The organism is Sorangium sp. So ce385 (assembly GCF_051474135.1).
GTDB classification, from domain to species: Bacteria; Myxococcota_A; Polyangia; order Polyangiales; family Polyangiaceae; genus Sorangium; species Sorangium cellulosum_D.
In genome coordinates, this window is sequence record NZ_CP150337.1 from 3,905,189 (window position 1) to 3,929,788 (window position 24,600).

At 72.2% G+C, this 24,600-nt stretch carries 16 protein-coding genes; 7 read left to right on the forward strand and 9 right to left on the reverse strand.

Annotation, left to right across the window (positions count from 1 at the left end):
• Nucleotides 1-21: 21 nt before the first annotated feature.
• From WME83_RS14530 to WME83_RS14545, 4 genes are read right to left on the reverse strand one after another with little or no spacing between them, the layout of a single operon-like run.
• The gene (locus WME83_RS14530) at nucleotides 22-2,376 is read right to left on the reverse strand and encodes a DUF4340 domain-containing protein (protein WP_437319881.1); all 2,355 of its coding nucleotides are present in this window, start codon (nucleotides 2,374-2,376) and stop codon (nucleotides 22-24) included.
• On the reverse strand, nucleotides 2,376-4,190 hold the full coding sequence (locus WME83_RS14535) for a GldG family protein (RefSeq protein WP_437319882.1): 1,815 nt from the start codon (nucleotides 4,188-4,190) through the stop codon (nucleotides 2,376-2,378). Before WME83_RS14535 ends, WME83_RS14530 begins: the two co-directional genes overlap by 1 nt.
• The gene (locus WME83_RS14540) at nucleotides 4,190-4,936 is read right to left on the reverse strand and encodes an ABC transporter permease (protein WP_437319883.1); all 747 of its coding nucleotides are present in this window, start codon (nucleotides 4,934-4,936) and stop codon (nucleotides 4,190-4,192) included. Before WME83_RS14540 ends, WME83_RS14535 begins: the two co-directional genes overlap by 1 nt.
• On the reverse strand, nucleotides 4,933-5,991 hold the full coding sequence (locus WME83_RS14545) for an ABC transporter ATP-binding protein (RefSeq protein ID WP_437319884.1): 1,059 nt from the start codon (nucleotides 5,989-5,991) through the stop codon (nucleotides 4,933-4,935). The genes WME83_RS14540 and WME83_RS14545 overlap by 4 nt, the downstream gene beginning before the upstream one ends.
• Nucleotides 5,992-6,276: 285 nt before the next feature.
• Between WME83_RS14545 and WME83_RS14550 the strand changes: the two genes are divergently transcribed.
• Together WME83_RS14550 and WME83_RS14555 are read left to right on the forward strand one after the other, a co-directional pair.
• On the forward strand, nucleotides 6,277-6,744 hold the full coding sequence (locus tag WME83_RS14550) for a DUF3293 domain-containing protein (protein WP_020734896.1): 468 nt from the start codon (nucleotides 6,277-6,279) through the stop codon (nucleotides 6,742-6,744).
• 129 nt (nucleotides 6,745-6,873) lie between these two features.
• The gene (locus WME83_RS14555; RefSeq protein WP_020734897.1) at nucleotides 6,874-7,314 is read left to right on the forward strand and encodes a hypothetical protein; all 441 of its coding nucleotides are present in this window, start codon (nucleotides 6,874-6,876) and stop codon (nucleotides 7,312-7,314) included.
• A gap of 114 nt (nucleotides 7,315-7,428) precedes the next feature.
• On the opposite strand, the gene WME83_RS14560 is transcribed toward WME83_RS14555, so the two are convergent.
• From WME83_RS14560 to WME83_RS14570, 3 genes are read right to left on the reverse strand one after another with little or no spacing between them, the layout of a single operon-like run.
• Nucleotides 7,429-8,160, reverse strand: coding sequence for a response regulator transcription factor (locus tag WME83_RS14560; protein ID WP_437319885.1), 732 nt, complete (start codon nucleotides 8,158-8,160; stop codon nucleotides 7,429-7,431).
• A gap of 23 nt (nucleotides 8,161-8,183) precedes the next feature.
• Nucleotides 8,184-9,194, reverse strand: a complete 1,011-nt coding sequence (locus tag WME83_RS14565) for a sensor histidine kinase (protein WP_437319886.1) — start codon at nucleotides 9,192-9,194, stop codon at nucleotides 8,184-8,186.
• A gap of 40 nt (nucleotides 9,195-9,234) precedes the next feature.
• The gene (locus WME83_RS14570) at nucleotides 9,235-10,545 is read right to left on the reverse strand and encodes a thymidine phosphorylase (RefSeq protein WP_437319887.1); all 1,311 of its coding nucleotides are present in this window, start codon (nucleotides 10,543-10,545) and stop codon (nucleotides 9,235-9,237) included.
• Nucleotides 10,546-10,685: 140 nt separating this feature from the next.
• Here WME83_RS14570 and WME83_RS14575 point away from each other — a divergent pair, with 140 nt between their 5' ends.
• The 5 genes from WME83_RS14575 to WME83_RS14595 all read left to right on the forward strand — a co-directional run bounded on the left by WME83_RS14575 (nucleotide 10,686) and on the right by WME83_RS14595 (nucleotide 19,000).
• Nucleotides 10,686-12,137, forward strand: coding sequence for a cytochrome ubiquinol oxidase subunit I (locus tag WME83_RS14575; RefSeq protein ID WP_437319888.1), 1,452 nt, complete (start codon nucleotides 10,686-10,688; stop codon nucleotides 12,135-12,137).
• Nucleotides 12,127-13,155, forward strand: coding sequence for a cytochrome d ubiquinol oxidase subunit II (locus tag WME83_RS14580; protein ID WP_437319889.1), 1,029 nt, complete (start codon nucleotides 12,127-12,129; stop codon nucleotides 13,153-13,155). Before WME83_RS14575 ends, WME83_RS14580 begins: the two co-directional genes overlap by 11 nt.
• 317 nt (nucleotides 13,156-13,472) lie before the next feature.
• On the forward strand, nucleotides 13,473-15,317 hold the full coding sequence (locus tag WME83_RS14585) for an IgGFc-binding protein (protein WP_437319890.1): 1,845 nt from the start codon (nucleotides 13,473-13,475) through the stop codon (nucleotides 15,315-15,317).
• A gap of 707 nt (nucleotides 15,318-16,024) precedes the next feature.
• Entirely contained in the window at nucleotides 16,025-16,900 is an 876-nt protein-coding gene (locus WME83_RS14590) for a DUF5050 domain-containing protein (protein WP_437319891.1), read from the forward strand.
• Nucleotides 16,901-17,263: 363 nt separating this feature from the next.
• Entirely contained in the window at nucleotides 17,264-19,000 is a 1,737-nt protein-coding gene (locus tag WME83_RS14595; RefSeq protein WP_437319892.1) for an OmpA family protein, read from the forward strand.
• 422 nt (nucleotides 19,001-19,422) lie between these two features.
• Here WME83_RS14595 and WME83_RS14600 read toward each other — a convergent pair whose 3' ends face one another.
• Nucleotides 19,423-23,073 (reverse strand): PHP domain-containing protein, encoded by a 3,651-nt coding sequence (locus WME83_RS14600; protein ID WP_437319893.1) that lies wholly within the window; start codon nucleotides 23,071-23,073, stop codon nucleotides 19,423-19,425.
• 11 nt (nucleotides 23,074-23,084) lie between these two features.
• Entirely contained in the window at nucleotides 23,085-24,416 is a 1,332-nt protein-coding gene (locus WME83_RS14605) for a porin (protein ID WP_437319894.1), read from the reverse strand.
• Nucleotides 24,417-24,600 lie beyond the last annotated feature (184 nt).

Below are 24,600 nucleotides of genomic sequence, written 5' to 3' on the forward strand. Positions count from 1 at the left end.
CGCTCCGCCGAGCAGGGCCGCTCAGTCCGCGCCCGCGACGCCCGCCGCCTCGAGCAGCGGCCTTACCCGGGACTGCGCGATGGCGTAGACCGCGCCCACGCCGTCGCGACGGGCATAGAAGACGTTCGTGCCGCGGAAAGCGTCGCCCGCGCCGATCGCGATCGTGAACGACCCCTCGGACGAGCGCGGCGCGCCCGCGCCGCCTGCGCCCGCCGGCGCGGGCTGCGGCCGGGCCAGCTCGATGGCGACGCGGAGCCGCGGCGGGCTCAGGCCGTGGTGCCGCTCCGGCGAGCCCAGGGCCACGGCGCCCTCGGCGCGCAGATCGGCGAGCGCGTCCCGGACGCGCGCGGCCGTCGCGGCGGCGCTCGCCGGGTCGGCCGCCCCCGCGACGGTGAAGCCGTGCGGAGAGCCCTCGAGCACGACCGGCTTCCCCTCCCGCGGGCTCAGCGTCACCCGCGCGACGTCCTCGGGCGCGACGAGGAAGACGTCGCGGCGGAGCAGCAGGCGCGCGGCCGCGGCCTCGAGCGACGGCGGCGCGACGAACACGGCGGCGCCGCCGCCAGCGCGCGCGAACGAGCCCGCCCCGGCGTGCGCGCCGAGCTCCACCCGCGCGGTGCGCGACGTCGCGCCGGACGCGCCGTCGCCCTCCGCGGCGGTGAGCTCGGCCTCGACGACGAGCCGGGGCGCGGCGAGCCCGTAGCCCTGGGCGGCGTCCGCGGCGACCCAGCGCTCGGCCTTGAGGCCGGCGAGCTGCGCGGCGAGCTCGTCCGCGAGCTCGCCGTCGGCCGCTAGGCCCGCGCCGGTGGGCTCGACGAGCTGCCACGCGCCCTCGCCCGTCCGGCGGAGCCGCTGGACCAGGCCGGGGCGCTCGATCCGCAGCGCGCTGACCTGATCCGGCGCGAAATCGAACACGTCCATCGAGCGCAGCGACACCTCCGAGGGGAGGAGCGCGCCGGCGGCCGCGGCCGGGAGCTCGGCGATCGCGCCGTCCTCGAGCCGCCGGACGCGCACCACGCCGGCCTGCTCGGCGCCGATCTCGAGCGTCTCGATCCGCTCCCGCGGCTCGCCCTCGCCGGCCGCCGCGGGCGTCGACACGACCCGGAGGGTGGCCCGCGGCGGATCCAGGCCGAGCGCCTTCGGGTCGCTCGCCGCGGGGAGGAGGCGCGCCGCGCGCGCGTCGAGGATCGCCTGCACGAGGGCGCGGCCCGTCTCGGTCGGGACGGGGCGGTCCTCCGGGGCGCGCAGGTGCCACTCGCTGCCGGCGCGCGCGAGCTCCAGCGAGCGCGCGCCGGGCTCGCCGACCGAGAGCTTCACCTCGGCGACCTCGTCGAGCGGCGCGGCGACGAGGGCGAGGTCCACGAAGCGCGACGCCTCCTCGGTGAGCGGCTCGAGCACGCTCGCGGGCACGCAGGCGGCCGCGCGCGTGGGCTCGCGCCGCACCGCGACGACGTGGTCGGGCCTGTCGGGGCAGGCGCCGCCGACGTCGATCACGCCCGGCTTCGCCGAGGGATCGCTCGGCAGGAGCGTCAGCGTGACCCGGGGGCCGCCGGAGGCCGCGGCCCGCTCGGCCTCCTCGACGGAGAGGAACGCCTCGGCCTGCATGCGGCCGAGCGCCGAGAGCACGAGGTCGAGCGCCGGCGCGCTGACCCGGACGCCGCTGCCCTCGGGCGAGCCCTCGGCGAAGTGGAAGCCGGCGCCGCGGCCGCCGCCCCACGGGGCCCGCGAGAACCGCCGCGCGCCGCCCGCGCCCTCGAGCGTGAGCCCCGAGAGCTCCGACGGGAGGTAGGGGACGAAGCTCCGGGTGCGGAAGCGATCCGGCGGCACGTCGAGGGCGGCGGCGAGCTGCTTCGTGATGACGAAGACGCCGCGGCCGGCGACCTCGGCGTAGACCGCGCCGGGCGGCGTCGGGGCGCCGCCGCCGAGCAGCAGGCGCTCGCGGCGCGGGCCCATCGCGAGCGCGATCGTGAGCCGGGGCGCCGCGAGGCCGAGGGCGGCGCGATCGCTCGCCTCCGCGGAGACGCGGCGCTCCGCCGTCGCGAACTCGAGCGTGCCGAGGAGCTGATCGACCGTGGGCTCGTCGGCGGGGTAGCGCTGGCCGTCGATCTCGACGCTCCACGGGCGCTGGCCGGCGTCGTCGACGTCGCCGCGGGTGAGCCGCGCGGTCTGCTGCGCGGCGGGCGGCGCGCCGGGCGGCGCCACCGTCACGGTGAGCTCGGTGATCTCGTCGGGGCGCCACGCCTCGAACAGGTGCTTCCTGCGGCGCTCGGCCTCGTCGGTGGACACCGCCCCCCGGTCGAGCACGAAGAGCGCGACGGCCGCCGCGGCGGCGAGCGCGACGAGGATCAGCGTCGTCGCGTGCCGGCGGAGGCGCCGCATCACGGCGCCCCTTCGCGCTCGGTCCCGCCCGGCGCGCCGCGCCCGGCCGGGGACCCGGGGCCGCGCCTGTCGTCGGGGCCGCCGGGGCGGCGCTCGGAGCTGCGCCGCGAGAGGTGCACGGCGAGGCCCAGGAGGGCCGCGGCGAGCGGCATGTAGACGACGACGTAGCGGAAGACGCCGGCGAGCGCGTCCTCGCTGAGCCGGAGGCCCGCGGTGACCGCGGGCTTGTCGGGGATGTCGAGCATGGGCGGGCTCGCGGCGAGCCAGGAGAGCGCGCTCTCGACGAACACGGCCGTGCCGCGGAGCTCGGGGCTCTGCCAGTTCGCGGCGTAGAGCGCGCTGGGCGAGCTGACCACCACGACGCGCGGCCCGTGCGCGGCGCTCGAGCCCGCGGGCTTCGGCAGCTCCGCGGCGTAGGCGACCGTGAGCGGCCCCGGGTGATCGCCGTCGCGCGGCTTCGGCTCGGACGGGTCCCGGGCCCAGCCGAAGAAGTCGACCATGCCGAAGGCCTTGTCGCTCGTGACGAGCAGCGGCGCCGGGGCCACGGGCCCGCTCGCCGCGGGCGCGAGCGAGCTGGCCACCGTGAGCACCGGGCCGAGCCCCTGATCGGCCGCCTTGACGAGCCCCTCGGTGATCGGGTGCGGCCTCACGACGGGCGAGAAGGTCTCGCCGAAGCCCTGCGTCGAGCGGAGCTTCGGGTCGAGCTCGAACACGAAGTCGGACCGGAGCTCGACGCCCGCGACGGCGAGCAGGCCCGCGAGCCCGAGGTCGACGTACCGCTGATCGCCCTCGTCCGGCACCGGGCCGATCGCGAGCAGCGCGCTGCCGCCCTTCTCGATGAACGCGCGGTAGCGGGCGACGTCGCCGGGGGGCACCGGCTGGGTCGGCTCGGCGAGGACGAGCACGCGGCAGCGGCCGAGATCGGCCTCGGGCGCCGGCGCCTCCTGCGCGGCGCCGGGCTCCTCGTCGTCGCCGTGGTCGTGGCCGCCGCGGCCGCCGCCGAGCTCCACGACCTCGTAGTTGTTCTTGTTGAGCCGGTCCTTGAGCGCCGCGAGCCCGCCGGCGCCGCCGACCTCGATCGACTTCTCGCCGTGGCCGCTCGCGAAGCAGACCTTCGGACGCTCGCTGCGGAGGACGCTCCGGATCGCGCCGGTCAGCGCCTGCTCGAGCCGCGGGCGGGCCCGCAGGTCGTCCTCGTCCTCGACCTCGACGAGGTCGCTCGCGGTGAGGAAATGGGGCCGGTCCCCGCGCGCGACGATGATCGCCGCGTCGGTGACGATCCGCCCGTCCTCGGTCTTGCCCGCGACGACCCCGTAGCGCTGCTGCACGGCGAGGAACTCCGCCGGGCGCCGGTCGGGGTCGGTCACCGCGACCTCGAGCCGCGTCGTCTCGGCCCGGTACGCGTCGAGCAGGTGCCGCACCGAGAGGGTCAGGGGGTCGGCCTCGGAGAGCAGGACGTAGACGCGGATCGGCTCCTCGAGCGCGCGCAGCGTCGAGACGGTCGCGTCGCTCAGCGTGTACAGGCCGCCCTGCGTCCAGTCCCAGCGCTTGTAGTGGCGGGCGACGAGCAGGTTGACGAGCACCGCGAGCACCATCGCCGCGATGATCCCGACGCTCGTCGAGAGCTTCTCGCCGAGCGAGGTGCCGGGAGGGACCCGCGAAGGCGGAGTCCCGACCTGCGTCGACGAAGGGACCCGCGAAGGCGGGGTCCCGACCTGCGTCGACGGAGGGACCCGCGAAGGCGGGGTCCCGACCTGCGTCGACGGAGGGACCCGCGAAGGCGGAGGAACAGGATCGGGCCGCTCGTCGCCCATCAGCCCCACCTCCACGCGTCCACCGCGCGCACGGTCACGAACAGCGGCAGCGCGACCACCGTCGCGTCGAACACGAGCCGGCGCAGGTCGACGATCCCGCGGGAGAAATCGTTCATCTGCGTCCAGACCGAGACGTAGGAGCAGAGGTCGTGCGCCGGGCCGTCCGGGAAGATGAACTCCCCGATGCCGAGGATGAACAGGCCCATCACCGCCATCGTGCTGAGCACCGCGGCCATGAGCTGGCTCTTCGTGAGCGCGCTCGTCATCGTCCCGATCGCGAGGTAGCCGGCGCCGACCGCCACCACGGCGAGGTAGCTCGACCCCACGACCCGCCAGTCGAGCTCGCCCGTCCTGGCGATGAGCACCACGTAGAGCAGCGTCGGCGCCCACATCGCGACGTACGTCACGAGCGCCGCGCCGTACTTCGCCAGCACGACGCCCGCGGAGCCCACCGGCGCCGTGAGGAGCGCCTCGATCGTGCCGCTCCGGCGCTCCTCCGCGAAGAGGCGCATCGTGAGCAGCGGGCACACGAAGAGCAGCGGCAGGTAGATCAGGATCGTCTGGCCGAAGAAGACCTGCACGGGCCCCGTGTCGGCGGACAGCTCCGCCTCGCCCGCGAACTGGGTCGCGATCAGGAAGAAGTGCACGCCCTGCACGAGCAGGAACGTGGTGATCAGCACCCACGCGAGCGGCGTCACGAAGAGCGAGAAGAGCTCCCGCTTGAAGATCGGCCAGAAGCCCCTCACCGCCGCTCCTTCACCGCGCCGCGCCGCGCCGCGCTCGCCTTTTTCCGGGCCGCTCGTCCAGCGGGCGCGCCGGCGTCGCCCGCCGCGGCCGCGCCCGGCTCGCCGGCGCCGCCCTGCGCGTCGTCGGCGGCGGTCAGCTCGGAGAAGACCTGCTCCAGGGATGGGGCCTGGGGCACGAGCTCGCGCACGCCGAGGCCCGCGCCGACGAGCGCGCTCACGAGGCGCTCGGTCGCCTCGCCCGGGTCGGCGCCGGCGTCGAACTCGACCGTGAGCCGCGCCGCGTCGCCGGCCGCCTCCGCCTCGGCCGAGCGCACCCCCGCCGCGCCGCGCGCCGCCGCGAGCGCCGCGTCCGCCGCGCCGCGCACCGCGACGCGCACGCCGGACGCGCGGCGCATCGCGCGGATCTCCTCGATCGAGCCCTCCGCGACGAGCCTGCCGCGGGCGATCACGATCGCGCGCGTGCACGTCGCCTCGACCTCGGAGAGGATGTGCGTCGAGAGGAGCACCGTGCGGTCGCGGCCGAGCCTCCGGACGAGCGCGCGCACCTCGCGGATCTGGTTCGGATCGAGGCCCGCCGTCGGCTCGTCCAGGATGAGCAGCGGCGGATCGCCGACGAGCGCGTCCGCGAGGCCGACGCGCTGGCGGTAGCCCTTCGAGAGGTGGCCGATCATGACGCTCGCGACGTCCTCGACGCGCGCGTCGCGGAGGGCGCGCGCGACCGCCTCGCGGCGCGCGCGCCGCGGCACGAGCTTCAGCTCGGCGCGGAACGCGAGGTACTCCGAGACGCGCATCTCCGGGTAGAGCGGCGACGTCTCGGGCATGTACCCGAGCGACGCCCGCGCGCGCATCGGCTCCTCGGCGATGTCGTGGCCGGCGACCCGCACCCGGCCGGAGGTCGCGCCGAGGAACCCCGCGAGGATGCGGAGGGTCGTGCTCTTGCCCGCCCCGTTCGGCCCGAGGAACCCGACGATCTCGCCCTGGCTCACCCGGAAAGAGAGGTCGCTCACCGCCAGGTGGGCGCCGTAGGACTTGGAGAGGTGCTCGACCTCGATCATCGGGACATCGGGGCGCAGGGGGTCAGGGCGGCCGGCGCGGCGCGCGCGGGCGGGCCGGACGATCGCGCGGAACGCTTAGCGCACCGGGCGGGGCAGGGGAAGCGCGCGCCGGCTCCGGCGCGCCGCCGGCGGCGCGAGACGCCGGCGAGTAGCCAGAGCCGCGCGTCTCTGGTAACCCTCCGCCGTCGCGCCCGGCGGCCCGGGCGCTCACGCCATGGGCCCCTCTGCAAGGCGACGCACCCGGTGCGCCGAGCGCCGCGGCCCCCTCACACCCACCGCTTCACGATGGATCAGACGCTCCTCCGGTCGTACTTCTCGACCATCTACGAGTTCCCCACGGCGGCGGGGACGCTGCGCGTCTCGCTCGACGGCGAGATCGTCCAGGATCAGGCCGGGCTCCCCGAGCTCCTGACCCGCAAGTTCGCCGTGCTCACCGCCTACAACCCGCGCTCGATGCTCATCCCCCGCCGGGTCAACGATCAGCGCCACCACGTCCTCCGCGATCTCTTGATCCTCGGGTGCTACCGGGTCGAGCCGTGCGTCGGATCCGAGGCGGAGCCGGAGGGCATCTGGCGCGAGCCGGCCTGGCTCGTCCACGGCATGGACCGCGACGAGGCGATCGCCTTCGGCCGCGTCTTCCGGCAGAACACGATCGTGTTCGCGCAAGGCGGCCGGCCGGAGCTCATCATCACGGATCCCACAGCCGACGACATCGGCCGAACTTTCCAGGGCAACTGGCGGGTTCGAGCATGACCTGCGCGGCCCCCGGGGCCGCGGGACGCCGATTCCATGTTGAAACATACCCGCAAAATGTGGGTTCATGCCGTGGCGTTTAGGGATGGGCGGACCGGCCTCGCTCACCACATGAGGAGACACAGCAGAATGCGCACCCAGGTCACCCTCGCGGCGCTCGTCGCCGCGCTCGGGCTCGTCGCCGGCGCTGGCGGCTGCGGCCAGAACAAGGTCTCGGAGTGCAACGCGCTCATCGAGGTCATCAACAAGGGCGTCCAGAGCATCGAGAAGGGCACCAAGACCGGCGCCGATCAGGGCGGGTCGAGCGAGCTGAAGGCGATGGCCGATGCGATGGACAAGGTGGCGGCCGACGCGGCGCAGGTGAAGCTGACCACCCCGGAGCTGCAGAAGTTCTCGGGCGAGTACCAGGCCATGGCGAAGGACGTCGCCAAGGCGGCGCGCGATCTCGCGACCGCGGCGGACGCGAACGACGCCGAGAAGAGCAACACCGCCCAGGCTGCGATCGAGAAGGCGATCAAGCAGGAAGACCCGCTGGTCGACAACATCAACAAGTTCTGTCAGGCGCCCTGACGGGCGCTCTGCCCGGAAGGGCGCTCTGCCCGGAAGGGCGCGCGCCGGCCGCGCGCGCCCTCGTCGGCGCGATGCGGCGGGCGAGGCCCGCCGAGCGGCGGGCGAGGCCCGCGATCAGGGGACGAAGCGGTAGCCGACGCCGCGCACGGTCAGGATGTGGCGCGGCGCGGTCGCGTTCTCCTCCAGCTTGTTGCGGAGCTGGAGGATGAAGTTGTCGATGGTGCGCGGGGTGCCGTGGTGCGTCGGGCCCCACACCTTGGCCTGGATCTGCTCCCTGGACAGCACGCGGCCGCCGGCCTCGGCGAGGCAGAGCAGCACGTCGAACTCGGTCGCCGTGAGCTCGATCAGCGCCTCGCCGCGGCGGACCTCCCGCGTCGCCGCGTTGATCACGATGTCGCCGGCGCGCAGCTGCGCCCCGTCCGCGCGCGCGATCGCGTCGCGCCGGAGCACCGCCTTCACGCGGGCGAGCAGCTCGGCCAGGCTGAACGGCTTCGTGATGTAGTCCTCGGCGCCGAGCTCGAGGCCCATCACCTTGTCCATCTCGGCGCCGCGCGCGGACAGCATGATCACGGGCAGGGTGCGCCGCTCGTTCCGGAGGATGCGCAGGAGCTCGAAGCCGTTCAGGCGCGGGAGCATCACGTCGATGATGATGAGGTCGATCCCGCCCGCGCGGGCGAGCGCGAGCCCGCGCTCGCCGTCCTCGGCCACCTCGACGCGGTAGCCCTCGGCGGTCAGGTTCATCTCGAGACCCATAGCGATGCTGGGATCGTCCTCGACGAGCAGGACGGTCCGGGCCGGTGCTTGAGGGTTCCGGGTCATGCTGAGCACGTCCTCTAGCATGTTCATGTCCGGACCGGAGGCGGCCGCGCTTACGGCGACGCGTCCGCCCTGACGCCGTGATCCGCCGTCTCGGGGGGCGCCTTGGCGCCCGCCGACCGCCGCGCCGCGGCGTTCGCCCTCGTCGAGCCCCGGAGCGGGAGCACGAGCGTGAAGGTGCTGCCCTTCCCAGGCTCGCTGTCGACGAGGATCCGGCCTCCGTGCGCCCGGATGACGTGCTTGACGATCGACAGCCCGAGCCCGGAGCCTTCCTGCTGCCGGGCCAGGAGGTCGTCGACCCGGTAGAACTTCTCGAAGATCCGCTTGTGCTCCTTGCGGGCGATGCCCTTGCCGTTGTCGCGGACGGTGATCAGCGCGGACCGGTGGCTGCCATGGGCGGAGACGCTGATCTTCCTCGGCTGACCGCCGTACTTGTAGGCGTTCGAGAGCAGGTTCACGATGGCGTCGACGAGCGCGCTGCGATCGCAGAGCACGGGCGGGAGGTTCGCGTCGACGGAGACGTCGAGCTCGACGCTGCGCTTCTCGCGGGTCGGCTCGAAGGCGTGGATCGCCTCGTGGATGACCACCCCGAGGTCCTGCTCCGAGAGCTCGTAGACGCGCCGGCCGCTCTCCATCCGCCCCCAGTCGAGCAGCCGGTCGATGAGCTGCTGGAGCCGGGCGCTCTCCTTGGTGAGGGCGTCGATGCAGCGATCCTCGCTGTGCGTGTCGCCGCGCCGGAGCTTGAGCGTCTCGGTGAACATCCGGATCGACGTGAGCGGCGTGCGCAGCTCGTGCGAGACCTTGGACACGAAATCGGCCTGGAGCTCGGACAGGTTGCGCTCGCGCCGGAGGAAGACCCACACGAGGATGACCCCGGTCGCGAGCGTCCCGCAGAACGTGAGGACCAGGATCCCCATGATGAGGTTGTACTGGGCCTCGCCGAGCACGAGGAGGAGGAAGCCGACGCCCGACAGGAGCACGCCGGGGACGATGACCAGGTAGACGAGGAGCTGGATGATCCGCCGGTAGCCGAGCGTGGTGAGGTCGCGCCGCGGGGTCCGCATGCCGGGAGCTTAGTGGGGCGGCGCGGCGGCCGCGAGCGGCCTACGCTTGGATGCGCTCGAGCACGAGCGCGGGCGCCTCGGCGGGCGCCGGGCCGAGCTGGAACGCGGCGCGGACGCGATCGGCCGCGGCGCGGGCGTCGTCGGCCCGGCGGGCGTGGATGCGGGCGAGGGGCGCCCCGCGGTCCACGCGATCGCCGCGCACGGCGGCGAGCTCGATGCCCACGGCGGGGTCCACGCGCTGGTCGGCGCGCGTCCGCCCGGCGCCGAGCGCGACCGCGGAGAGCCCGATCTCCAGCGGATCGACGGCGACGACGTACCCCTCGCCCTCGGCCGCGACGTCGACGACGACCGGGGCGCCGGGCAGCCGGCCGGGGTCGTTCACCACGGCCGGATCGCCCTTCTGCGCCGCGATCATCCGCGCGAGGACCTCGGCCGCGGCGCCGCTCGAGATGGCGGCCTCGAGCTTCGGCCGCGCCTCGGCCGCGCTCGCCGCGGCGCCGCCGGCGATCAGCATCTCCTCCCCGAGGGCGAGCGTGCACGCGACGAGGTCGCCCGGCCCGCGGCCGTGCAGCACCTCGATCGCCTCGCGGGTCTCGATGGCGTTGCCGACGGCGCGCCCGAGCGGGGCGCTCATGTCGGTGAGCAGCGCGGAGACGCGCTTCCCGGCCGCGGTCCCGACGCGCACGAGCGCGGTCCCGAGCGCGCGGGCGTCGCCCAGGGTCTTCATGAACGCGCCCCGCCCGACCTTGACGTCGAGCACGAGCGCGTCGATGCCCTCCGCGAGCTTCTTCGAGAGGATGCTCGCGACGATGAGCGGGATCGACTCGACCGTGGCGGTCACGTCGCGCAGCGCGTACATGCGCTTGTCCGCCGGCGCGATCCGCGCGGTCTGCCCGATCATGCAGGTCCCGACCTCGCGGACGACGCGCGCGAAGGTCGCGGCGTCGAGCCCCACGTCGAACCCCGGGATGGCCTCGAGCTTGTCGAGCGTGCCGCCCGTGTGGCCGAGGCCGCGGCCGGACACCATCGGCACGGGGACGCCGCAGGCGGCGACGAGGGGGGCGAGGCAGATCGAGACCTTGTCGCCGACGCCGCCGGTGGAGTGCTTGTCGACCTTCCGTCCGGGCACGTCGGACAGGTCGAGGACGTCGCCCGAGTGGAGCATCGCGCGGGTGAGCGCGACGGTCTCCGCGTCATCCATGCCGCGGAAGAAGACGGCCATGAGCAGCGCGCTCATCTGGTAGTCGGCGAGCTCGCCGTCGCCGTGGGCGCGGACGAGCCGCGCGATCTCGTCCTCGGACAGCCGCCCGCCGTCGCGCTTCCTCGCGACGAGCTCGACAAGGGTGTGCATCGCCCTGGAGCTTAGCCGCGTTCGACCCTATTTGTCCCCGGCGCGCGCATCCCTATGGTCGCCGGGAGCGCGCGGGCCGCCGCCGCGGGAGAGCGGACGCGGCGCCGGTCGCACCGGAGAAGGGAGCCGTACGGGGCCTCATGGACAGCCTCCTCTACGCAAGGGCCCAGATGGGCCTCTCGCTGGCATTTCACATGATCTTCGCGGCCGCGGGGGTGGCGCTGCCCCTGATCATGGTCATCGCGGACGCGCTCTGGCACCGGACGGGCGATCCCGACTACCTCGAGTTCTCGAAGCGCATGGCGAAGGGGACGGCGATCCTGTTCGCGGTGGGCGCGGTCTCGGGGACGGTGCTCTCGTTCGAGCTCGGGCTCCTGTGGCCGAGCTTCATGGGGACGTTCGGCGAGGTGATCGGGCTCCCGTTCTCGCTGGAGGGGTTCGCCTTCTTCACGGAGGCGATCTTCCTCGGCATCTACCTGTACGGCCGGGGCAAGCTCCCGCCGAAGCTGCACCTGCTGGCGGGCGCGCTGGTGGCGCTGAGCGGCGCGCTCTCGGCGTTCTTCGTGATCCTGGTGAACGCGTGCATGAACGACCCTGCCGGGTTCACGATGGTGGGGGGCCGCCCGGCCGACATCGACCCGGTGGCGGCGATGTTCAGCCCGCCGTGGAAGCACGAGACGCTGCACGGCATCCTCGCGTGCTATCAGGCGACGGCGTTCGTGATGACCGGGATCCACGCGCTCGTTCTCCTGCGGCACCCGAAGAGCCCGCTGTTCCGCAAGGCGTTCGCGGTGACGCTCGCGATCGCCGGGGTGACGGCGCTGGCGCAGCCGTTCGTCGGCCATTTCGCGGCGGTCGAGGTCGGCGAGGGGCAGCCCGCCAAGCTCGCGGCGATGGAGGCGCACTTCGAGACCTCGGCCCGCGCGCCGCTGCTCGTCGGCGGCCTTCCCGACGTGGAGCGGGGCGAGGTCGACTACGCGCTCGAGATCCCGGGGGGCCTGTCGATGCTCCTGCACGCCGATCCCGACGCGGTGGTGCCGGGGCTCGACGCGGTCCCGCGCGACGAGTGGCCGCCGGTGACGGCGACGCACCTGTCGTTCCAGGTGATGGTGGGCGCGGGCTCCGCGATGGCGCTGCTCGCGCTGGTCGCGGCGGCGCTCGCGTGGCGCCGCCGGGGGATCCCGGATCAGCGCCCGTTCCTCTGGGCGGCGGTGCTTGCGAGCCCGCTCGGCATCGTGGCGATGGAGGCCGGCTGGCTGGTGACGGAGTTCGGCCGCCAGCCGTGGATCGTGCGGGGCGCGATGCGCACGCGCGACGCGGTGACGCCGTTCCCGCACCTCGAGGCGCCCTTCTGGACGTTCACGGCGCTCTACGTCTTCCTCGGCGTCGTGGTGACCTACCTGCTCGTCCGCCAGCTCCGCGCGGCGCCGCTGGCCGTGACGGGCGACGGCGAGCCGCGCGGGGGCGGGGAGGCGGGCGGCGGCGAGCCGCGCGGGGGCGGGGAGGCGGGCGGCGGCGAGCCGCGCGCGGTGGCGGCGGCGGGCGGCGGCCGGCTGCGCGCGCTCGGGGGAGGCGCAGCCGATGGTCGTTGAGTGGTTCCTCGGCGGGGTGATGGTGGCGGCGCTCGTGCTGTACGCGCTGCTCGGCGGGGCGGATTTCGGCGGCGGCGTCTGGGATCTGCTCGCCTCCGGCCCGCGCAAGCAGGAGCAGCGCGCGCTCATCGAGCGGGTCATGGGCCCGATCTGGGAGGCCAACCACGTATGGCTCATCCTTGTCGTGGTGCTGCTCTTCACCGCGTTTCCTCCGGCGTTCGCGGCCATTTCGGTCGCGCTGCACGTCCCCCTCACGCTGTTCCTCGTCGGCGTCGTGTTCCGCGGCTCGGCGTTCAGCTTCCGCAGCTACGACTCGCGGCGCGATCACCGGCAGAAGCGCTGGGGGCTGCTCTTCTCGCTGGCGAGCGTGATCGCGCCGGTGCTGCTCGGCATGATCGTCGGCGCGGTGGCGTCGGGGCGGATCCGGGTGGCGTCGGGGGTGGTGACGAGCGGCTTCTTCGCGCCGTGGCTCTCGCTGTTTCCGTTCATGGTCGGGCTGTTCGCGCTCTCGCTCTTCGGGTTCCTCGCGGCGGTCTACCTGACCAACGAGGCGACGGAGCCGGCGCTCGTCGACGATTTCCGTCTCCGCGCGCTCGTCTCGGGTTGCGTGGTCGCGGCGCTCGCGCTCGCGTCCTTTGGGGCCTCGTTCGAGGGCGCCCCGCTCATCCGAGAGGGGCTGACGGACCATCCGATCACGTGGCCGCTCCACGTCGCGACGGGCATTGCGGCCACGGCGGCGTTCTTCGGGCTGTGGACGCGTCGCTTCCGTCTGGCGCGCTTCGCGGCGGCGGCGCAGGTCACGCTCATCCTGCTGGGCTGGGCTGCCTCGCAGTACCCTTACTTGGTGGTGCCGGACGTGACGCTCGCGGGGGCGGCGGCGAACCCGAGGACGTTACGATTGCTTGTCTGGGTCCTCGGCGTCGGATTCGTGCTGCTGTTCCCCTCGCTGTACGTGCTCTTCCGCGTCTTTGGCAGCGGCCGGGCGGGGGCCGCGTCGGACAGCGATGACGATCATTGAGCGGCAGCAGGGGCGAGGTACGCGGAAGTCGCGGGAGTCGAATTGGCCGGACCACCTCGTCCTACCCACGGAGAGGCGAGAGAGGCGAGAGGCGGGAGGTCGGTGAGCGGAACAGGGCCTCTCTGTCCGTCCTGGCGCTAGAAGGCGATGGTGCGAGGTCAGGCGCGCATTGCATTCCTGAAAGCTAGAGCCCTCTCTCATGAGGCCGCTGAAAAATCGCCAGCGCTTTCGCGGGCCTCCCCAGGGCGGGCGAACCGTGTTAGGCTCGCAGTCGCGAAGTTTTTCAGGATGCTTGTGGGGGAAGGAGCCCTGTGGAGATGGCGAACATAGCTAGATACCGTCGACACGCGATTGTGGGTTTTTTTGCAGCGACAGCCGGTGTGACGGGCTCGTTCGCCGGGTGCTCTGACTCGTACCGCGGAGAGCTCACCGGCAGCGGCTCTGGTCCCGGCGGGGCGGGCACCGGCGGCGTTGGCGGCCAGGGCGGTGAAGGGGGGAGCACGGGGACCTTCGGTCAGGGGGGGCAGTGCGAGTACACGTGTTCCAATGATCTGAAGAAGGTCATCAGCTGCAACGGCGTGACGATCGAGGAGTGCGGGCCCGAGTTCGGGTGCGTCAACGCGAAGTGCGAGCCGAACCCGTGCGAGGCGGCGGAGAAGTCGAAGAGCTCGTACGGGTGCGATTACTGGGCGCTGAAGACGGCGCTGATGCCGACCACCAAGGGCGCGTGCTTCGCTGCTATGGTCGCGAACACGTGGGACTTGCCTGTCAAGATCAACGTGGAGCGCGGCGGGGAGGAGCTCCCGGTCGAGAACTTCGCCTACATTCCGACGTGGAACCCGACCACGAGCAGAGTGGATTACGCGGAGTATGATGCAAACGCCGGGCTCCCTGTTGGACAGGTCGCGATCCTGTTCCTCTCAAGGAAATCTGCTGGGGCGAGCGTCGAGGACTGCCCTGCCGTCGGCGCGCTCGATCTGGAGACCGGCGTCTCGGGCACCGGTCGCGGAACCGCTTTCCACATCACGACCGATTATCCTGTCGTGGCCTACCAGATGCTTCCCTATGGTGGTGGGAAGGCCGCGTTCACGTCAGCTACCTTGCTCTTGCCGACCAGCGCATGGGACACAAACTACATAGCCATCAACGGCTACTCGGAATCGGAATCGGCGTCGCCAGACGATTACCCTGGGTCGTATCCGTCGCTGGCCGTCGTTGCCCATCAAAACGAGACCGAAGTCACGATCCGGCCGGGGGTCGACATCGTCGGCGGGACAGGTGTGGAGCCTGCGACGAGCGGCATGGCTAAGACGTACACGCTGAATGCGGGCGAGTTCCTGCAGATCACGCAGCCGGCGGAGCTGACTGGAAGCCCGATACAGTCGACCAAACCCGTCGGTGTTTTTGGCGCCCATGCCTGCATGCTCGTGCCGAGCGGTGTTGGTGACTGCGACTCGGGTCAGCAGCAGATAGCGCCTGTGCGGGCTACCGGCAGCGAGTACGCGGCGGTCCGCTACCGTGACCGAGTCGAGGGAAGCAACGAATCACCGCCCTGGCGCATCGTGGGCATGGTCGACGGCACGTCGCTCACCTGGGAGCCGTCCAAGCCCGATGGCGCCCCGGAGAGCATCGAGCAGGGCAAGGTGTACGAGTTCGAGGCCGAGGGGCCTTTCGTCGTCAAGAGTCAAGATGGCAGCCATCCGTTCTATGTCGGCCAGTACATGACGGGTGGCAACCAGTACAGCACCATCGGAGATCCGGACTGGGTCAATGTGATCCCTCCGTCTCAGTATCTCGATTATTACGTGTTCTTCACGGATCCGACATACCCCGAGACGAGCCTTGTGGTCGTTCGCACCCGCTCGAAGCTGAACAACGAGTTTGCTGACGTGGAGCTGGATTGTGCAGGCAAGCTCGGCGGGTGGAAGCCCATCGGTGATGGTAATTACGAGTACACGATCGTCGACCTTACCACTGGGAATTTCGAGTCGGTGGGCGATTGCGCGAACGGACGACATGAGATGAGGAGCGATCTCCCGTTCGGTGTCACGGTCTGGGGTTGGGGAGCGATCCAGCAGAACTACCGTGTATCCTACGCGTATCCTGCCGGTGCTGGATTCCTGCCGATCAATGATGTCGAGATACCTCCCACGGCCAACTAGCCGGCGCAGCCGTGGATCCCGCCCGCCAATGTGCTGCACCCTGACCGGACGAGGGCCGTGAGTCACGGCTCCACGTAGAAGCTCGGCGTGGCAGCTCTGCCGGTCGGCGGCGGATCGAGCTTCGGTGGGGTGACGGCTCGCCTGTACCGCGACTCCAGCATCCGCCGCCAATGCTGCGCGGCCGCGGTCGGCCCGCGGGAGCGCTTCCAGGGCGGGGCGCACGTGCCGTACGGCAGGGTGGCTCTCCTCCGCCATGCGTTGAAAGGCCGGGTAACTGCGGACGGCCTCAACTCTACAGGCGCCCGGTAAGCGATAATCCTACACCTATGCGGTGCTGCTTTGTTGGAGCCGCGCGCTGGTAGCGCGAGTGGGCTTATGATTCGGGAGGGATGATGGCGACGGGTTACACGCAACTACGCGCTTTGCTTTGCCTTGCAAGCGTCGGGCTCATCGCTGGCGGGTGCGCCCTTGCGCTCGGTCTCGACGAGTTCACGGATGAAAAGGCGACCGCCGGCGGAGGCACGAGCGCCGGCGGGAGTGGCGGCGGAGACGCTGCGAACGCCGGCGGAGGCACCGCGAGCGCCGGCGGGATAGAGGCTCCAGAATGTCCCAGCGGACAAACGAGCTGCTCCGGGGCATGCACGAACACAAGTTACGACCCACAAAATTGCGGCTCCTGTGGGCGTGACTGCTTAGGCCAGCCGTGCGTGAAGTCGCTCTGCCAGCCCATCGCTCTGGCGACGGGCCAAGCAAGTCCTGTCGGCATGGCGGTCGATTCCAACAGCATTTACTGGGCGAACCAAGGTGAGTTTAACACGAGCACCGGGGCGCTGATGAAGGTGCCAATTCGTGGAGGCGCTCCCAGCGTTCTCGTCGAAGGGCAACGCTATCCGTTGAATGTCGCTGTGGACTCCGGGAATGTCTACTGGACGAGCTCCGACCAGGGAAAGGTGATGAAGGTGCGGTTCGGTGGCGGCGCCGTGACCACTCTCGTTGATACGGGCATCCCAACTGGTATCGCTGTCGTCGGCAGTCATGTTTACTGGACGAATCCATACCCTCAAGGTTCGGTGATGAAGGTGCCGATTGATGGCGGAGACCCGGTCGCGCTCGCGGAGGAGCAGTCTCGTCCATACGGTATCGCTGTCGACGATCTCCATGTTTACTGGACGAATAGTGACGGCGGTACGGTGATGAAGGTGCCAGTTGGAGGTGGTATGTCAACTGTTGTTGCCGAAGGTCAAGGATCGCCGTCGGCGATCGCTGTTGATGGTGTGAATGTTTACTGGACGAACGTCGTCGGCGGTAAGGGGGCGCTGATGAGGGCGCCGATAGATGGTGGCGCTCCGGTCTCCATCGTGAGCGGGGAAGATGTTGAAAATGTGCGCAATGTCGCTGTCGATGGCTCTTATGTGTACTGGACGAGCCGTGATGGCGGTAAGGTGATGAAGGTTGAGGTTGACGGTGGCGTCCCGACCCTCCTCGCGAGAGAGCAGCAGTATCCAGCGACGATCGCGGTCGACGATACCTACGTCTACTGGGTGGATCGGGACGCCGGTACGGTGATGAAGGTGCCGAAGTGATCGCTGCCTCAGTGCGGCGACCTTGTCGACGTCAACGCGCACGCTTCGCCGAAAGCGAAGCGCTGTCGGTGCCTCGTCGCGCTCGTCGAGACGTTTCCTCGGCCGACCGCCGGCTTCCTCCATGCAGGCCAGGAGCGCCTCGATGCGCTCCGCCAGCGTCGGAGCCCCAGCCCGTCCCACCCGCCCGCGCGCGCCCCGGACACAGCCGCCCCGGCCCCCCGGGCTCCTCGCACCTCCTGGTTCGACCCAGGAGACATCCTCCCCCGGGCCGAGTAATCTCCCGCCCGGACGCCGGCCCGCATGCGGCGGAACGCCCGCGTCAACCTCGTTTTTCGAGCGTTGCTTGGAGGACAGCTCACCGTGATGGATCGAAGAACCCTGCCGGGCGGTAAGCCGCGACGCCCGTCGCGCCTTCGCTGCGCGCTGACCGCAGCAGCCCTGGCCGCACCGGCCCTCGTCGCGCTTGCGCCCTCCGCAGCGCGCGCGCAGGACCGGACCTTCTACCTCGATCGCCTCAGGATGGCCGGCGCCCCCGACGACGGGATCGGGGTCTGGCGCCCCCACATGGGGGAAAAGACGCGCCTCTTCGGGCAGCTCGGGCTCGGCGTCTCGGTCCACCCGCTCCGCAACGACAACTACGTTGACGATCTCGCCGTCGAGGAGCAGCTCGAAGGCGACGGGCCCGTCACCTCGCAGCTCATCACCTACCTGAGCGCCGGCGTCGAGATCCTCGGCCGCGGCGCCCTCCAGGCCTCGTTCCCGATCGTCGTGTTCCAGGACGGCAACCAGACCTGCCACCCCGACCGGACCCTCGGCCTGGACCAGTGCGTCAACCTGAAGACCGCCACCCCGATGGACCTCCGGCTCGACGCGCGCCTCGTCGCGCTCGAGCTCGACGAGCGCCGCTTCCGCCTGGGGCTCACGGCCGCGGTCTTCGTGCCCGTCGGCAACGTCTACTCCTTCGGCGGCGACCGGACCGTGAGCAGCGCGTTCGGCCTCGGCGCCGAGTACGACTTCAAGGACTTCTTCGTCACCCTCAACACCGGCGTCGCGATCCGGCCGCCCGTGCGGCTCCACGAGCTCCGCGTCGGCAGCGAGCTCACGTACGGCGTCGGCGGCTACGTCCCGCTGCGCGACGACACGATCCGCGTGGGGGCCGAGGTCTTCGGCTCGTTCGGCCTCCGCGAGGAGACGCTCGGCGAGCTCGACGCCTCCCCCATCGAGTGGCAGCTGAACGGCCGGATGGCCCTCACCAAGGACAAGGCGCTCTACGCCGGCGCCGGCGTGGGCACCCGGATGAGCGGCGGCTACGCCCCGGATTTCCGCGGGGTCGCCGTCGTCGGCTACTCGTTCAGCATCGCCGACTCGGGCACCCGGTCGCCCGGCTTCAACTACGTCATCGAGCAGGAGAAGGACACCGACGGCGACGGCTACCCCGACGTCATCGACCTCTGCCCGGAGGACCCCGAGGACGGCAAGCAGCCGAAGCCGGCCGACGGCTGCCCGGACATGCCCGATCGCGACGGCGACGGCATCCCGGACGTGGTCGACAAGTGCCCCGACGATCCCGAGGACAAGGACGGCATCGACGACCGCGACGGCTGCCCCGAGGAGGACGCGGACCAGGACGGCATCCCCGACGCCGTGGACAAGTGCCCGAAGGAGCCGGGGCAGGTCGTCGTCGACGAGCCCGAGAAGAACGGCTGCCCGTACTACATCCGCAGGATCACCGGCTCCGCCGAGATCGAGATCATGAAGCAGGTCGAGTTCGAGTTCGACAGCTCCAGGATCCTCCCGCAGAGCTATCCGATCCTCGACGAGGTCGTGCGGCTGCTCAAGGCGAACCCGGAGATCAAGCTGCTCAGCATCGAAGGGCACACCGACAACCAGGGCACCATCGACTACAACGACCGGCTCGCGCACAACCGGGCCATCGCGGTCAGGGTCTACCTGATCAACAAGGGCATCCAGTCGGAGCGGCTCACCTCCGTGGGCTACGGCTCCCGCCGGCCGCTCGTGGCCAACGACACGCCGGAAGGCCGGCAGCGCAACCGGCGCGTCGAGTTCCACATCAAGTCGCAGTCGATCGAGGGCCGGTAAGCTCCCACCCGGAGCGGCCGGCCGGATCGACGCCGAGATCCGCCGACGCCGGCGCGCGCGTGCCTCGCCGCGTGCGCGCCGGCGCCCTCGCCGCGATCCGACGGGCCTCGCCGGCCGCGCGAGCGTGACGGCTGCGCTCGCGGGGCGGCTGCGCGAGCGTGACGGCTGCGCTCGCGGGATGGCCGCGCTCGCGGGATGGCCGCGCTCGCGGGATGGCCGCGCTCGCGGGATGGCCGCGCTCGCGGGATGGCCGCGCTCGCGGAACGGCTGCGCTCGCGGAACGGCTGCGCTCGCGGAACGGCTGCGCTCGCGGGACGGCCGCGCTCGCGGGGCGGCTGCGCGAGCGTGACGGCCGCGCTCGCGGGGCGTCCGCGCTCGCGCGCCGGCCGCGCTCGCGCGGCCGGCGATGTCCGCCGCGCCGTTCAGTCGTCGTGATGCCCGAGCGCCGGGCGGCGATGATCGCACTTGCCGGGGATCGGGAAGCCGCAGACCTGCTCTTCGAGCAGGCAATCCTGCTCCGCCGGGCACTGCTCCGGATCGAGGACCGCCGGATCGCACGGGCGAGAGCAGAAATCGGGCCTCGGCAGCGGAGCGTCGTAGCGGCCGTCGCCGTCGACATCGATGTAGATCGGGTTGGTCACCGCATAAGGCGGGACCGGCGACCAGTCGGGCACCGTCGGCGTGGGCGCGAACAGGGCGCTGATCGCGGGGATCCGGCCGAACCCGTCGCTCGCCAGCCGCGAGAGCTGGATCTCCCCGAAGGGGACGTCGAGGGAGACAGGGCTCATGAGGTTCCTGTCCTCGAGGCCCATGGCGATGATCACCACCCAGGAGTCGCGCTCCGGCACCGTGAAGGTGACCTTGCCGCGCACGTCCACGAGCGCGCTCGGCGGCATCTCCGGCTCCAGCAGGCGGATCATCCTGCCGTTCAGGTAGATCTCCACCCGATCGACGCCGAACCAGCTCGCCGTCTGGACATCGAAGAGGAGCTCGAGCGGCTCCCCGGCGCGCGCCCCCGCCACCTCGCCGTAGGTCCTGCCGCCGATCGTCGCCCGGATGAAGGGGCCGTACGTCGTGAAGGCGTGCGCGCCCCGCAGGCTCTCGACCGCGGCCGGCGTCTCGAGCGCCGCCGGGGAGTCGGTCGCGCTGCGGAAATAGGTCCGTGGGAAGCCCGGCTCCTTCGAGCCGTCGTGGCTGTCGCTGCTGGCGATCTGCGCCGGCAAGAACCCCCGCTCGAGGTAGCGGAAGTAGTCGTCCACCTGGCCCGCCCGGAACGTGCAGGGCTCGTCGCGCGCCTCCGCGGCGACCGGCGCGTCGCCGAGCGCAGCGGGCCCGCACAGCTCCTGGCTGTCGGCGCTCGCGCCGGGGAAGCCCCAGTTCTTCTCCTGCTCGTCCGGCGTTCGCGCGAGGATCCGCTTCGTGAGCGCCCACGCGAGCTCGGTGCGCGCGCGGCGCTTGCAGTCGGCGACGGCCACCGCGACCGCGGCGCCCGAGGGCGAGCCGGCGCCGCCCGCCGCCGGCGCCGACCCGCCGGGGGCCGCGCAGGGCGCGCGCAGCCAGCCCGCCACCTCGGGGCACGCCGCCTCGATCTCGTCGGCACCCTGGGCGGCGTTCAGCCGCGCGAGGCAGCGATTCCAGTCGACGACCTCGGCCACGCTCGGCGTGCGCACCAGATCGAACCGCTTGCCGTTGATGAGCTCCATCGCGTCGAACGCGCAGCTCGCCGTCCGGAACACCGGGTTGTTCTCCTCGAGGAACGTCGGCGTCCGGTCCATCGTGTAGGTGTCGACGCCGAGCTGCTCGATGTAGCCGAAGAAGCCGTCGCGCGGGTGGGCGACGATCGTGAGCGGCTCCACGGTGCCGTCGCCCGAGGCGCGGATGGCGTCGAGGATCGTCCCGCCGGGCTCGCACGTCCAGTCGTGCGCGCCGTGGGTCGGGACGTCGAGCTCGTCGTACTCGAGCGGGAAGCCGATGAAATGCCCCTGCTCCAGCGTCGTGATCTCCGCCCCGATCGCGGTGGCGAGGTGGGGCGCGAGCCCGAGCGCGCGCGCGGTCGGCTGGTAGTCCGTCTCGACGTCGTGGTCGGTCGACACCGCGAGCTCCACGCCCTCGGCCGCCACCGTGGCGACCCGCCGCGGCAGCTGCATGCCGCTGTCGAAGCTCGGCCTGGAGTGGAGGTGCATGTCGGCCGACATCCACCCGCTCGTGTCGACCTCGCGCACGAGCGTGGCGTCGAGCTGGAGCGCGCGCCCCGGCGCGAGCGTCACGTCGCGCTCCACGTAGATCCCGTACTCGATGCCTCGAGACACCGTGATCTGGTATCGCCCCGGCTCGATCTCGACCTCTCCTTCGCCCGTGGCCGTGACCTCGATGGCGCGGTTGCCGTTCCCGAGCCGGCCGTCGCCGAGGTAGACCCTGCGCCGGCCGTCGCCCGGGAGCCGCCGCCCCGCGTCGTCGAGCGAGATGAAGGCGAGCTTGGCCGGTATCCGCTGGCCGGCCTCGTCCGCGACGCGGTAGCGCACCGTCGCCGGCGTGGGCAGGCGCGGCGACACCGCGACCTGCTCTCCGGCCCCGAGGCGCACCCGGACGGGCGCCGACGTCGCCGTCCCCGCCGCGTTCCGCGCGACGAGCACGTAGCTGCCGGGCGGCAGGGCGCCGCGGAAATCGCCGTCCTCGGACGGATCGAGGCCGACGTCCGCGTCGATCTCGTTGATGAGACCCACGTCGCCGCGCGCTTCCCGGTTCGCCGCCACGAGCTCGTCGAGCGAGCCGAAGGGCCGCGACGGATCCGGATCGGAGAAGACGAACACCCGCGCGTTCGGCGCGGCCTCCAGCGTGCTCTCCCAGAGCACGTGGCCGTGGACCGTGCCCGTCTCGGTCCCGCGGAGCCGGTGCATCACGTCGGTCACGCTCGCGATGTCGCCGTCGCCCACGGCCAGGTAGCGCTCGTAGCTGAACGCGCGGTGCGCGTCGCACGCCGCGTCGTCCCCCTCGCTGTACAGGCACGATCGGCTGGCGGACACGAACGCCGTCGCCGCGCTCGCGAAGAGGGGCACGTTGACCACGGACGGCGCCGCGCCCTCCTGCGCCCTCGTGAAGTAGCCGTAGCTGACGTCCCCGCCCGCCGCGGCCACGAAATCGAACGTGAGCGGCTCCGAGAACGAGTTCCGCCCGGCGTTCCAGGCGTCCTGGACCGCCGTGTCCTCGTCGAAGCCGGCGCCCGGCGCGAAGACGTCGTTCTGGTTGCCGAAGAACACGAAGTCTCCGGCGACGATGCCGGCGCGGCGCGCCGCCTCCTCCTGCGCCTGGTCCGCCGGATCCCCGAGGACGCCGCCGAGCACCGAGACGGGGGCCGTGGCGTTGTCGAGCGGCAGGACGTCGCTGCACGCGCAGGTCAGGCAGCCGCCCGGGTCCTGCTGGTACCCGTCCGGGCACGGCTCGCAGCTCCTCGGGGCCTCGCAGCCGGGCGGCGGCTTGTCGTCGAGCAGGAGCACCGTGCGCACCGTCACGAACCGATCGCCCGGGTGAAGGAGGTAGTCTGTCCGGAAGCGGATCCTGGAGCGGACGTTGGGGAAGAAGAGGCCGAGCAGGTCCTCCTGCGCCCGGAGCAGGCCTATCGCCTCGAACAGGAACTCCCCGTCTCCCTCGACGCGGATCCCGGCCTCGGCGCCGTCCGAGCCGTCGGCGAGCACCGAGACGTCGGTCGCCGTGGGGTCGGGCACGATCAGGTTGGCGAGCGAGAACATCTCCGCGAACCGGTCGCGCCCCTGTCCGCCCTCCTCGCCGATCCGGCCGCGGCGCCGATCGACGTCGACGATGGCGCCGCCGAAGATCCCCGGCCCGGGCGAGTCCCGCCCGCCCAGGATGGCCACGCGGATCTGGTCGTTTTCGAGCAGGAAGTCGCCGACGTCCGCCATCGCCACCGGGCCGCCGACGAGCTCGGCCCGGTGCTCGATCCGCTTGGCGCGGAGCAGCCGGTCGCCGCCGCAGCTCGGCAGCGCGGGGGCGGCGAGCGCGGCGGCGGCGAGCGGGAGGAGCGCGACCCTCGTGAACCAGCGGTGTGTTCGCCGCACAGCGATCTCTCCTACAGCGAGAGCTGGAGTTGCAGGATGACGGCGTCGTTCGCCAGCGAGAGCCCGCCGAGCTCTTCACGATGCGTGTAATCGAGCTGCGCTTTCAGCAGATCGTCGTACGCGTGGTAGCTCACGCCGCCCGTGAGCGCGAGGTTGTCGCCCTCGTCGTCGACATCGATGTTGGGGTCGATCCACTCGACCCGGCCCGAGACGCCGAGCTTCCGGGCGACGAACATGTAGCCCGCCTCGAAGACGAGCGCGAGCGACGACACCGACGTGACCTGCGAGATCGGTTGGGTGGGCACCGATGTGGGGCTCGCCCCCGTCCAGAGCACCTCGCCGAGCGCGTGCACCCCCGCGGCGTGCAGCAGGACGTCGGCGCTCGCGCCGTAGAGCGTGCGCGCGCCGCCGTTGCTGAAGAAGCCGTCGGCGCCGACCCCGATGCGGAAGGGCGAGTGGGCGACGTCCTGGAGGGTGCGGCCGAGCGGGCCTCGCGGCTCGGTGGCGACCCTGCCGGCGAAGGCGATCCCCTCGAAGCGGTTGCCGAGGGGGGCGAGGCTCTCGGCGTGGCCTGCGTAGAACTGATCGGCGCGCTGGAAGGCGTTGTAGACGCCCGCGTGGTAGCTGAAGGCGCGGTCCTGGAAGTGCCCCTCCGCCTGGATCCCGACCTGCGTGAACGGCGCCATCGCGCGGACCGCGAGCGGCCGTTCGGTGAGCGCCCCGTCGCCGGCACCGAGCATCGCCGAGCGCGAGAAGGGCACGGTCCGCGCGCCCGCGTAGACCTCGAGCGCGCGCTCCGCCGTGACGCCGGCCCACGCCTCGTGAATGCGCGCCGTCCCCTCGTCGCCCCCGGCGAGCTCCGTCGAGACGGCGAACCGGACCAGCCCCGCGACGTCGCCGCGCAGCCCGACGCGGGCGCGGCGCAGCCGGAAGCCGGGCTGCTCGGCGCTGTCCCCGGCCTGGTTCAGCGCGTCGTCGCCCACGTAGGGCGCGGCCTGCAGCGCGAGCAGCGCGATCGGCGCGACCTCCAGCGGCCCGAGCGCGACGCGCATCCGCTCCCGGAAGCCCGGCGAAAGGAGGTCGCCGCGCGCGGGCGTTGGCGAGCCCTGCGCCGGCGCCTCCCGCCGCGGCCGCTGGCCCACCGGCGCGCTCGGGCGGGCGGCGGGCGGCGCGGCGCGCTCCGGCTCACCGGCCGGCTCGCCGCTCGGCGCCTGCGCCTCGGCCGGCGCCGGGGCGGCGGGCGCTTCGGCCGCCGGCGCCTCGGCCGCGGGCTCCTGCGCGCGCGGCGAGGAGAGGGCGAGCAGGACGGCGGCGCCGCCTGCGACGCAAGCAAGATGCCTCATGGCGTCAGGTCTCCTGGAGGGCTGCGTGGAGCGCCCCGTGCCGCTCCGGATGGCCGGTGGGTGTCATCGCGTGCCGTGTCTGCCTGCGAGGTGGCCGGGAAACTAGAGGAAGACACGCGGCGCTGCAATCGGCGCCGCGTCCCGTGCTAAGGCTCGCAGCCCTCCTCGGGCCTCCCCGCACCTC